We start from the raw sequence: 12,167 nt of genomic DNA, 5'->3' as shown, positions 1-12,167 counted from the left end.
TATGATAGATTAATAAAACTATATTTGTCTCAAAATCAAATAAAAATGAAAAATATATTTATTGCTATTATTTCAGTATCTATTTTGTTTACCAGTTGCAAAGGGAATGAAAAAGCTAACAAAACAAGCCAAAATACTAAAGAAGAAAATTACAATGCTAAAGAAAAAGAAACAAAAAAGGTTGAAACGGCCATTTGTTTATTAGAAAAGTTATCTGTTCGAAAAACACCTAAAGCAAAAGGAAAATGGATCACTTCGATGAGCTTAGGGGAGAAAGTTACTTTAACAGGAGAGGAAATAACAGACTCTGTTTCTAAGAAGTTATACTATAAAGTTAGATTAGTTGATGGAAAAGAAGGGTGGACTAGAGGATCTTTTTTGGCTGTTAATGGCAAAGTTGCGGTAATGCTTGAAGATACAAGTGTGTATAAAAGGCCCGATTTACTTACTAAAACAGAAAAAAAATATAGTGTAATGGATATAATAGCTGTTACCGCTACTCAAGGAGATTGGATTCAGGTTAAAGGAAAGAGAACAGAAGGAGAGTATATAGAAGAGGGATGGATAAAATCATCTAATCTTTCTGAAAATTCTGTGGATATAGCAACTGCAAAGTTTGCTGGTTTAGCTTTGGAGAAGTCAACCATGACTGAAAGAATTAAAGCTCTGCAACAAGTTATAGAAAATCAAGATTTGTCTTCTTCTACGTTTATGAACGGGTTAAAAGAAAAAGTAGTAGAGTACGAAGGAAGAAATAAGCCTATAGATGTTGAAGATGTAAAGGTTGATGAAGATTTGGAAAAATAGATGTACCATTTAATAATAAAAAAAATAGGCTTTTGAATTTTCAAAAGCCTATTTTTTTTATTACAAGAGTTTAGTATAAACTCTTAAATTTTTGAGGATTGGTCTCATGCATAATCTCATAGACTTTTTCAAATACGTCCTCCGCAGAAGGTTTAGAAAAATAATCGCCATCTGTACCGTAAGCAGGTCTATGTGCTTTAGAGGTTAAGGTAGCTGGTTTACTATCTAAGTGTTTGTATCCGTTTTGTTTTTCTATAATTTCTTGTAATAAATAGGCAGAAGCACCTCCAGGCACGTCTTCATCTACTACTAATAATCTATTTGTTTTTGCAACAGACTTAACTGTATCGTGGTTTAGATCAAAAGGCAATAAACTTTGAGCATCAATAATTTCAGCGTGTATACCAACTTGGGCTAAATCTTTTGCAGCCTCATCTACAATTCGTAAGGTTGAGCCATACGAAACGATTGTGATGTCTGTACCTTCTTTAACGGTTTCAACTACGCCGATTGGTGTTTTGAATTCTCCCAAATTAGTAGGTAGAGCTTCCTTTAAACGATAACCATTTAAGCATTCTATTACTAACGCTGGATCATCACCTTCTAACAAAGTGTTATAAAAACCAGCGGCTTTTGTCATGTTTCTTGGAACTAAGACGTGTATTCCCCTTACATTGTTTATGATACCACCCATTGGTGAACCCGCATGCCAAATTCCTTCTAAACGATGTCCTCTTGTTCGAATAATTAATGGCGCTTTTTGCTTGCCGAAAGTACGATAACGCAATGTGGCTAAATCATCACTTATTATTTGTAAGGCATATAATAAGTAATCTAAATATTGAATTTCAGCAATCGGTCGTAATCCACGCATAGCCATACCAATACCTTGCCCTAGAATGGTGGCTTCTCTAATTCCTGTATCTGAAACACGTAACTCACCAAATTTTTCTTGTAGGCCTTCTAGTCCTTGGTTAACATCACCTATATAGCCAGCATCTTCACCAAAAATTAATACTTCAGGGTGCTTTTTTAAGATAGCTTCAAAATTATCACGCATAATAACTCTAGCATCAACTAAGGCTTCTCCTTCGTACGTAGGAGTTAATTCTGAAATATTAGTTGCAGCCAGTTCGGTTTCACTCATCAAGTGAGAAGAGTATTTTGAGTATGCGTTTTCTACATAAGTTTTAATAAAAGCTTGAAGCTCTGTTTTTTCTGTGAAATTTTCATCTTTTAAATATCGCAAAGTTTTGCGAGTAGCAATTAGAATATCTTTACGGATAGGTTCACCAATAGCTTTTAAATCATTTACTAACTTATCGATAAACGTACGGTTATCACTTTTTTGAGCAATTTTGGCAAGTAAGTTTATAGCAGTTTGCGCTTCGTTTTTTACTTCACCAGTAAAAGCAGTCCAAGCATCTCTTTTGGCTTTGCTTACTTCTTTTCTGATTGATTTTTCTAAATTAATTAATTCTTCTTCAGAATCAACAAATTTTAATGGCTCACCACTTTTATCCAATAACTCAAATTCTAAAATCCATTTACGCATTTGAGCAACACAGTCAAACTCTTGCTCCCATTGTAAACGTTCTTTCGTTTTATATCTTTCATGTGAACCAGAAGTAGAATGACCTTGAGGTTGTGTTAATTCTTTCACATGAATGAGTACAGGTACATGTTCTTCTCTGGCAATTTTAGAGGCTTTATTATAAATATCTATGAGTTGTACATAATCCCAACCGTTCACTACAAATATTTCATAGCCTTTATTTTCAGCATCACGCTGAAACCCTTTTAATATTTCTGAAATACTCTCTTTAGTAGTTTGGTGTTTTGCGTGAACAGAAATACCGTATTCATCGTCCCAAACACTCATAACCATAGGTACTTGAAGAACACCAGCAGCATTTATAGTTTCAAAAAACAAACCTTCACTTGTACTTGCATTACCAATAGTACCCCAAGCTACTTCATTTCCTTTGATAGAGAAGTTAGAATGGTTATTTAACTCGGCAACATTTCTGTAAATTTTAGAAGCTTGAGCTAAACCTAATAAACGTGGCATTTGACCAGCAGTAGGAGAAATATCGGAAGAGGAGTTTTTTTGAGCAGTTAAATTTTTCCAAGTTCCATTTTCCTCTAACGAATGGGTAGCAAAATGTCCTCCCATTTGACGACCAGCCGACATCGGGTCAACTGTAATATCTGCATGGGCATATAACCCTGCAAAAAACTGTTGGGCACTTAACTTTCCAATAGCCATCATGAAGGTTTGATCACGATAATATCCTGAACGGAAATCTCCATTTTTAAAGGCCTTTGCCATTGCTAATTGTGGTACTTCTTTACCATCACCAAAAATTCCGAATTTAGCTTTTCCCGTTAAAACTTCTCTCCGACCTAACAAACTACACTCTCTACTCATACGTGCAATTTTGTAATCATTTAATACTTCGTTCTTAAAATCGTTAAAAGAAAGTTTTTGAGTGTTAACTACTTCCGTATTTTGCGTCATAATCATCAAATTTTGGTACGGTTACAAAGATAGTTTTTTTAATTCAATTTTAAAAATCAATCTTTTTGTTGAAGAATTCTCAATATGAAGTTGAATTTTGGGTTTTTATTGAATATTTCGCAAAGTTTAGGTTTTTGATAAAAGTTTAGCTAAAAATCCTTTTTTCCTTTCTGAGTGAAAAGATTCATTTTAGGACCTTGAGTTGCTAGAGATCAGGAACTAAACATAAGGAGGAAAATATTCTCAAAAGTACCGATGAGTTTCATTGGTTTAAACATGGTAACAAAAGATACGGTAATTAAACATAGTTCTATTAGATCACTAGAATATGTTTGATATAGTACTCTTCAGGATGTTAATTCACAGATTGTAATTATTTATAGTACATATCAATTTACAGCTAATTACAAGTATGAGTGTAAGAAAATGAATGAGTAATTTTACCTAAGAATCGGTATAAAATAGGTTGAAGAGACCATTTACCATTGGAATTTAACGTAATAAAACGTCTTTTTTTTCTTTTACAGTAAATTCAAACAATAACTGGTATTATATGTTCGTATATAAAAAATAATGTACCTGTAAATAAGAGTATCTCGCAAACAATAATAAACACAGATATGAATATTAGCTTTACAAAAAACCTCTTCGGATAAAATTATAAATCCTATCTAAATTAGTAGTAATAACAAAACGTATTTTTGAAGGATAGGCTTCTTTGTTTACTTCCCAACCTTGGTTTGTGTATACAGGGAAATAAAATTCAAAAATATTAGGAATGAAATTTACACGGATGCCATTTTCATAAAAAAAGGTAGGTGATTCTTTTTTGTTTTTTAACATAGCAACATCATTGTACACTTCAATCCATTTCCAGATACTAACACTTGTATTCCCCGCAAGCACAAATTGGTTGGCTCTTTTAGGGGTGTCGTATGTTGATTTAAAACCAGCGTCTGAAATAACGAACTGTTGGCTGAAGAGACCAGAACTTTCAGAGCGGCCAAATAAATTTTGCTCAAATAAGTAATCGGAACTCCTATTTAATCCGAAGCTAAAATAATCGCCGAAAGAGTTGTTAGTGATAAACATGCCTCCAAAAAAACGGAGTTCAAAAATTCTTTGCGTATCGAAAAATTCTCTGTATCGTATATCTGTTGAGAGTTTTGTGAAATTATTTCCTAGTTCAAAATTAACAGCATATTGAAGCCTTTTGATAATATCGGGTCTATTATAGAGATATCGGAAATTTAAAACCTTATACCTATCTTGTTCGGTAATCGGAGCATTTGCAGCTACCTCTTTTTTAATGTAAAATAAACGTGTTGAAAATGTTTTAGAGCCAACATCACGTAGTGTTTTTCTTCTAAAAGATAAGCTTACATAAGGCACAAGTGCATTGTATCCTAGTTCTGGAGCATAATGAAAATTGCTACCTTGAATTCCATATCGTATTTTATAAAGAGAGGACTTTTGTAAAAAATGATTGTACCCTAAAGAGAAAGCTCCTGTAAAATTGTTGCTTCTAGTGCTATAGTTAGGGGTAATAGAAAAATCAAAGTTATGTGGAATGATATGTCGATTATTGATTCGGACTCCTAAAATGATTCCATCATATAAATTATACTTAATGTTAGGATAATAAAAAAGTTGATTGTAATAGGGGTCTTCAATGTCTTTGATAAGTCTTAATTGTAGAGGTTTGTTTAACAGTTTGTTATCTGTAGTTCTGAAATTATCTAAAGAATTGTATTCTGGATAAATGTTTTCGTAATTTAAAGCCAGTCTGTCAAAATCACCTTCTTTTATGGTGATAGTTTTTGTGGAATCAACATTGGTAACCCATTTTTTAAATACGATGTTTTTATTGTTTATGCCGTATAGTGCTACTGGAGCTGAAAAGCTACGTTTATTTTTTATTGTTACTTTTAGAGAATCTTCGTTTGCCGATTTTTTTACAGAGGTGATTTTATAATCTAATTTTTTTGAGGTTTTCAAATAATCATTACTAAACCAGCTTATATCTTTGGGGGTATTCTGTTTTAATATGGTCGTAAAATTCGATGGAGAGGTTGTTTTTAGATGATTTTGGAATAAAAATGTTTTAATTGACTTCTCTAAAGCACCGTTACCTATGTAATCTTGTAAGTATTTAAAGCCCAGTCCTGATTTATATCTGCTAACTATTTTTCTGTTAAAATTAGAGAGCGAATCTGCAGGAGTATTCAATGCCTGATCATAAAATTTCCTCGCGCTAAATTGATACATAAAGGAGAATTTGTCACTTTGATTTAGTCGACCAATATTATAATCTTTTAGGGGCCAATAGTTAGAGTATCTTCCTAAGATGGTGATTTTTGGATAATAGGTTTTTAAATATTCCATGACTAAATAGGTTTGTAGCCCGTCAGTAAACCAATATTCTGTGCGTTTGTTATGAAGTACTAAATCATCAATATACTTAGAGCATAATGAATGAAAGAAATTGACATCCCACCTGAAGTTTTCTGGAAAAGGTTTTAGCCATTTCGGTAAACCATAAATTTCATGCAATGCATTTTTTCTAACAGTATTTTCATCTACAAAAATCTCTCTATGTGGGTGTTTTCCTATGTGTTTTTCAATAAATTGAATTTGTTTATTGATGATGTCATTGGTAGTTTGAAGAGAAATGTTTTCATCATAGGCATCTGTTTTGATTTCTTGTGTTTGTGTTTTGAATGATTTGAACTTTTTCCGTGTATCTATGTTTATAATAATGTCTTTTTTCTTGTGCCCAATTAAAAAGTAATCAGTGAAGTTATCACTTGTATTTTCATACTGATACAGGTTGCTTTCAAGAATATAGCGTTTTGGAACCTTAATTTTAATTTCATAATTCGCGATATCTTGATACAAATCATCCATGTTTAAATTACTCATTAGCTGCCATTTCTGTTGGTGTACTGCGGGAATAATTTGCCAAAAACGTAAATGATACCCAGTTTTAGTTTTCCCATAGCTCGTGAATTTTGCATCAGGAACCTTCACAGAGTACGCTATTGAAATGATAACACTATCCTTCGGTTTTAGTGTTTCATTCAGGGTAATATCGATAATATCAGGATGATTTTCTTTTTGTTTAGGTATCACTTGGTTGCCTCCAACGGTCATCGTTTTTACTCTAGAAAACCCTCTTTCTTTTTCCTTGGAAAAATAAAAATTCATACGATAATCTTCAATAAGTCTTTTACCAAGGGGTGTTGTATTGTCTTTATAGCTGTTTGCCCAGTTATGCAAGTATATTTTTTGTAAATCAACATTGGTTTTATTGTGAAAAACGATGTCTTGTTCAATGTTAAGAGTTTGGATACTGTCATGTAACTGTATAGTAGCGTTCACAGAGTTTATTTGAGCGCTTAAATGGCTGTAGCTTAAAACAAAAAATAAAAGAGGGCACAAGAGTGATTTTTGCAACATGCTAAAAATTTAGGTTGATTATTGCCAAGCCTAGGTGCTGAATTTTAAATATAGGTTATTTTTTTAAAAGTTAGGTTTTAATTTGTATTTCGAATAGAATTTATTAAAATGTTCAACAGCCTCATCTGCTGTATCAACAATTCTGAATAAATTTAAGTCTTCAGCGCTAATATTTCCTTCTTCCAATAAGGTGTCTTTAATCCAATCAATAAGGCCGCTCCAGAATTTTTTTCCTACTAGTACAATAGGAAAACGACCTATTTTTTTTGTTTGAATCAGTGTAATAGCTTCAAAAAGCTCATCTAAAGTTCCAAAACCTCCGGGCATTACTACGAATCCCTGAGAATATTTTACAAACATAACTTTACGAACAAAAAAGTAATCGAAGTCTAAACTTTTACCAGGGTCAATCCATGGGTTATCGTGTTGTTCAAAAGGAAGATCAATGTTCAATCCAACAGAAATCCCTTTACCTCGGTTGGCACCTTTGTTACCTGCTTCCATAATACCAGGGCCACCCCCTGTAATCACGCCAAAACCATTTTCGGTTAATTTGAAAGCGACTTCCTCTGCTAATTTATAGAAAGGATGATCTGGTTTTGTACGTGCAGAACCAAAAACAGACACACAAGGGCCTATTTTACTCAATTTTTCATACCCATCAACAAACTCTGCCATTATTTTAAAAATAGCCCAAGAGTCATTGGTTTTTATTTCATTCCAAGTTTTTTGTTGTAGTTTTTCTCTAATTTTTCTATCGTCATTCGGACTCATACTCATGTTTTTTAATTTTAATCTCTTACAAAGGAAGCTTGCTAATTTAGTGTTTTTTGTTGGTATAGATTGGTTAAGATAAAATATTTTTATGTCAAACAACAACTTTATAAATATATTAGAAACTTAAGAGGTTCTAATTAATGGAGGCTTACATTAAGAGTAATAAAAAACTATAAGGAATAGTAGTATGTGCTTTAAAAACAAGACGATATCATGGCTATACTCATACTTCAGGAGTAGACCATGATAAATTATGAATAGACCATTTTGGAATTTAATAGGTGCTAGTGGTTGAGAGAATTGGGTTTAACACAACTCTATTTACTTTACAATATTTTTAAGTTGATAGAAAAACCGTTCAATTAAACGTAAATCTTCGGTAATAATATTTGCAGTACCTTTCATTTCTTGGCTGAAAGTTAATTTTTTATCATAGGTTGTTTTCAAATCTTGAGGTAATTCAACATTAATTAAATAATTACCTTCAGCATCCGGTATTAATGAAATAGAGTTTACTTTTCCATTAAGTTCACCAAATTCATCAGAAGGATAATTCAATAATTTTATTTGTACTTTTTGCCCTTTTTTTATTTTCCCAGAGTTCGTAGCAGGTGCTTTAATTTTTCCGATAAAAGAATTGCTTTTAGAGGGAATTATAGTAAAAATTAGATCCCCATTTTTTACATTTTGATTTTCACTCCAAAAGGATAAGAAAGATACTTTTCCGTTTATAGAAGCGGTTAAAGCATATTGTTTTTCCCAGTCTCTAACAGCCTTTTTTAGGTAAAGAAAAGATTGAATAGTTTTGTTTTTTAAACGAATATCGTTTTGTTGTTTCTTAATAGAGGTACCTTGTAAGTTTTTAGCGGAGTTACCTACGAGTTCTCTAATTTGAGAGATAGAAGATTCTAAGTTTTTATAAATGTTTTGCGATTGTAAAAATTCAATTTCTTTTTGTTCTAATTCTTTTTTAGAAATAACTCCTTGCTTAAACATTTTCCGACTTCTTTGCACATCGGATTTTTTAAACTCCATTTCTTTTTTATTGAGTTCTTTTTGCGATAATAAAATTTGTAATCGACCATTAGCTTCAGTAACAGACATTTTGTGGGCAAAAGTTTCTGATTTAAAAGGGGTTAGTTTTTCATTTAACACATATTCAGAATAGTTGCTTTCAAACTGAGAGAAGCTGTTAGTAATATCTCCTAGTAGTAGAGGAGGTAGTTTATCAATAGGAAAAGAAAAATGTTCACGTTCAATCTTAGCGGTATCGACAATACTTTTTAAAAGCAGTACATCTTTGTAAGAAGCACTATTTTCAATTACGGCAAGAATTTCGTTTTTCTGTACTTTATTACCTTCATTGGTCAAAAACACTTCAAATTGCCCCGAAGATTGAGCATAAATTTTTTCAGGAGGAAAGGAAGTGGTAACCATTACCTGAGTAGCTATAACATCAGGGTATTTTACAAACCAAGAGATAAATAGTAGCATGATCACAAGTAAAAACAATAAAGTGTTTCCCCAACGAATCATCCAATTGGGTACATGACTAAGTATTTCTTGTACTTCTTCACTTCTAATTTCTATATCTGAATTGTTTTGTGGCATATAAAGTGTTTAAAAAGATTTAGTTTTTATTAAATCCTTGAACATTTAAAGATACTCAAGGTTTGTGTCTATTCTTCGTGAGATACTATTTTTGTCATTGCCAATGGAGTGAAGCAATTTCATTTTAATGATTAAAATAGCTTCGTGGTTATATTCCTCGTTATGACGATTTATTTACCCAAGTCTAGTTGATTTTTAACTAGGTGATGGTAGCTTCCTTTTAAGGCTATTAATTCCTGATGAGTTCCTTTTTCTATAATTTTTCCTTTTTCTAATACTACTATTTGATGAGCATTTTTTACTGTGCTTAACCTATGCGCTATCACTACGGCTGTTTTATTGGAAAAAAATTCATTAAGTTTTCCCATAATAACCTTTTCATTATTAGCATCTAAAGCACTCGTGGCTTCGTCAAAAAATAAAAACTTTGGATTTTTATATACAGATCTCGCAATTAAAAGGCGTTGCTTTTGTCCAGTACTAAGTCCGCTTCCTTCACTTCCAATTTTTGTGTTATATCCTAGAGGCAACCCTTCTATATAATCAGCTATATTGGCTACATTTATAGCGTGTGCAAGTTTCTCTTTATCTACATAATCTTCTCCAACAGCGATATTTTTTGCTATTGAATCATTAAAAATATAGCCCTCTTGCATCACTACCCCACAGTTTCTTCTCCATTCTTTTTGTGAAATATTTTTTAAGTTAAAACTCCCAATATTTATATCTCCTGAATTTACGTGGTAAAAGCCAAGTAATAATTTCATCAATGTTGTTTTTCCACTTCCGCTTACACCAACAATAGCCGTAGTTTTATTCGCTGGAATTTCTAAGGATAAATCTTTTAATACAGGTTCTAAACCTCCTGTGTATCTAAAAGAGATGTTGTTAAGTTTTATGGCTTCTTTTTCTGGGATATTAGTTACTTTTTCATCTTCAGGTTTTTCTTCATTTTCCATGTTATGAATCTCACCTAACCTGTCAATAGATATCTGTGCATCTTGCACATCTCTCATAAAATTGATTAATTGAACTATAGGGCCGTTTAATTGGCCAACGATATAGCTAATTGCCATCATCATTCCTAAAGTAATTTGACCATCAATTACTAATTTGGCAGACAAAATGGTAATGAACATATTTTTTAATTCATTAATAAAGTTAGACCCTACACTTTGGGTTTGCTCTAAGGCTAAACTTTTTGTAGCTACTTTAAACAATCGAGCCTGAACATACTCCCAGTTCCAACGCATGCGCCTTTCTGCATTATGAAGCTTAATTTCTTGCATTCCGTTAATCAGCTCAATAACTTTACTTTGCTCTTGGCTTACTTGTGAAAATCGTTTATAGTCTAATTCTTTTCTTTTTTTGAAGAAAAACAAAACCCAACCAAAATATAAAACACTTCCTAAAACAAATACTCCAAATATTTGTAAGCTATAATAGCCTAGAACGAAACTGAAAATAATAAGATTAAAGAAGGAGAATAGTACAGTTAGTGAAGAGGTTGTTAAAATACGTTCTATACGCTTATGGTCATTAATTCTTTGGAGTAAATCTCCTGTCATCCTTACATCAAAATAAGAAATAGGAAGTTTCATTAACTTGATAAAAAAATCAGAAATTAATGAAATATTAATTCGTGTACTTAAATGCAGTAGAATCCAACTTCGAATAATTTCTAAAGCAGCTTTACCAACAAATAAAAACAATTGTGCAATTAAGATTAAATATACAAAGTTAAGGTCTTGATTTTTAATCCCTACATCAACCACGCTTTGGGTTAAAAAGGGAAGGATTAATTGTAATAAACTACCCGCTAATAACCCTATAATAAGTTGAACTATAAATTTTTTATATTTAAAAAGATATTTAAAGATAAAAGAGAATCCAAACTTTTCATCTTCATCAAATTCTTCTTGATAAAATTTAGGCGTAGGCTCAACCATTAAAGCAATTCCTTCTTCCGTATTTTCATCAGCATTATTCCCTATCCAATGTTGAATAAATTCTTCTTTAGTAAAAGAAATAAGCCCATGAGCAGGATCAGAAAGATATACTGTATCTTTTTTTATTTTGTAGAGAACCACATAATGGTTTTTATTCCAGTGAACAATACATGGTAATGGAGCTTCTCGAAGTTTGGTAAAGGCTAGCTTAATTCCTAAAGACTTAAACCCCATAGACTCTACAGCTTCACTTAAACCTAATAAGCTACTTCCTTCTCGAGTAGTTTCACTTAGATTACGTAGTTGTTGTGTATTGATGGTTTTACCATAATGCTTTGCTATTATCTTTATACACGTTGGGCCACAATCTTTCGCCTCGGTTTGTTTATAATTTGGAAATTTCTTCAAATGAAAAATTTAATTATTTTAAGAGTTATTACTTTATTTTTAAGGAATAACTCCTTTATATATAAATACAAGAAGTTAATTTATCACAAGAATAATTCTTGTATGAATAATTAAAAGATAGATATAGCCCCATCACATAAAAGTCCTCCTGAATTTGGAGCTTCAAATAGCTGGCAAAATCGTGACGTATTACAACAAGATCCTGGTCCGCAATCATTATGTGTATTACAATTTTTTTTACCTCCATAAATTAGTTTTTGCTCTATTCTATTTAAAGCATTACCTAAATTTAAAATTGATTTTTTCATAAATAAAAGTTTTAGTGTTGTTTATGAGTGAATGATTAAAATATTCAGATTTTTAAGGATAAACTTAAAAGGGCTAAATACAGCCCTTTTAAGTTAAAATATTGGTATTTATCCAAATGGTACTTCTTCAACAGGTAATTGCCCATTACATAATCCTTGTCCGCTAGTTGCAGTCCCACATACTCCACTACTTGAAGTAGGAGGTGATTGACAACATTGGTTAGCAGGACACTGTGCATGACTTGTACAGAATTTTCTTCCCCCATTAATTAGTTTTTGCTCTATTTTATTTAGAGCATTACCTAAATTTAAAATTGATTTTTTCAT

General features: G+C 31.9%; 8 protein-coding genes. 1 reads left to right on the top strand and 7 read right to left on the bottom strand.

Annotated features, from left to right (window positions below; genetic code table 11):
* The first annotated feature begins 45 nt into the window (after positions 1–45).
* The gene (locus tag AC2TDS_RS08250) at positions 46–807 is read left to right on the top strand and encodes an SH3 domain-containing protein (protein ID WP_484738619.1); all 762 of its coding nucleotides are present in this window, start codon (positions 46–48) and stop codon (positions 805–807) included.
* A gap of 70 nt (positions 808–877) precedes the next feature.
* On the opposite strand, the gene AC2TDS_RS08245 is transcribed toward AC2TDS_RS08250, so the two are convergent.
* From AC2TDS_RS08245 to AC2TDS_RS08215, 7 genes are all read right to left on the bottom strand, one after another.
* Positions 878–3,328: an alpha-ketoacid dehydrogenase subunit alpha/beta gene (locus AC2TDS_RS08245; RefSeq protein WP_484738618.1), complete on the bottom strand. Its 2,451-nt coding sequence runs from the start codon at positions 3,326–3,328 to the stop codon at positions 878–880.
* A 633-nt stretch (positions 3,329–3,961) separates the two neighbouring features.
* Positions 3,962–6,709 carry a gluzincin family metallopeptidase gene (locus AC2TDS_RS08240; protein ID WP_484738617.1) on the bottom strand — a complete coding sequence of 916 codons (2,748 nt, stop codon included), beginning with the start codon at positions 6,707–6,709 and terminating at the stop codon, positions 3,962–3,964.
* Between the two features lie 141 nt (positions 6,710–6,850).
* Complete coding sequence (locus tag AC2TDS_RS08235) at positions 6,851–7,567, bottom strand: LOG family protein (RefSeq protein WP_484738616.1); 717 nt, start codon at positions 7,565–7,567, stop codon at positions 6,851–6,853.
* Positions 7,568–7,885: 318 nt separating this feature from the next.
* Positions 7,886–9,175, bottom strand: a complete 1,290-nt coding sequence (locus tag AC2TDS_RS08230; protein WP_484738615.1) for an HlyD family secretion protein — start codon at positions 9,173–9,175, stop codon at positions 7,886–7,888.
* 170 nt (positions 9,176–9,345) lie between these two features.
* Complete coding sequence (locus AC2TDS_RS08225; RefSeq protein WP_484738614.1) at positions 9,346–11,532, bottom strand: peptidase domain-containing ABC transporter; 2,187 nt, start codon at positions 11,530–11,532, stop codon at positions 9,346–9,348.
* A 110-nt stretch (positions 11,533–11,642) separates the two neighbouring features.
* Positions 11,643–11,840, bottom strand: a complete 198-nt coding sequence (locus tag AC2TDS_RS08220) for a hypothetical protein (RefSeq protein WP_484738613.1) — start codon at positions 11,838–11,840, stop codon at positions 11,643–11,645.
* A 108-nt stretch (positions 11,841–11,948) separates the two neighbouring features.
* Positions 11,949–12,167, bottom strand: coding sequence for a hypothetical protein (locus AC2TDS_RS08215; RefSeq protein WP_484738612.1), 219 nt, complete (start codon positions 12,165–12,167; stop codon positions 11,949–11,951).

This window comes from Tenacibaculum profundicola, from assembly GCF_057220795.1.
Note: the sequence above shows the minus strand (reverse complement) of the source record. Positions and strands in the feature narration are given on the sequence as shown.

Bases quoted from the DNA above. Each gene is read 5' to 3' on its own strand.
- AC2TDS_RS08250 (WP_484738619.1), top strand. From the start codon at position 46: ATGAAAAATATATTTATTGCTATTATTTCAGTATCTATTTTGTTTACC.
- AC2TDS_RS08245 (WP_484738618.1), bottom strand. From the start codon at position 3,328: ATGACGCAAAATACGGAAGTAGTTAACACTCAAAAACTTTCTTTTAAC.
- AC2TDS_RS08235 (WP_484738616.1), bottom strand. From the start codon at position 7,567: ATGAGTATGAGTCCGAATGACGATAGAAAAATTAGAGAAAAACTACAA.
- AC2TDS_RS08230 (WP_484738615.1), bottom strand. From the start codon at position 9,175: ATGCCACAAAACAATTCAGATATAGAAATTAGAAGTGAAGAAGTACAA.
- AC2TDS_RS08220 (WP_484738613.1), bottom strand. From the start codon at position 11,840: ATGAAAAAATCAATTTTAAATTTAGGTAATGCTTTAAATAGAATAGAG.
- AC2TDS_RS08215 (WP_484738612.1), bottom strand. From the start codon at position 12,167: ATGAAAAAATCAATTTTAAATTTAGGTAATGCTCTAAATAAAATAGAG.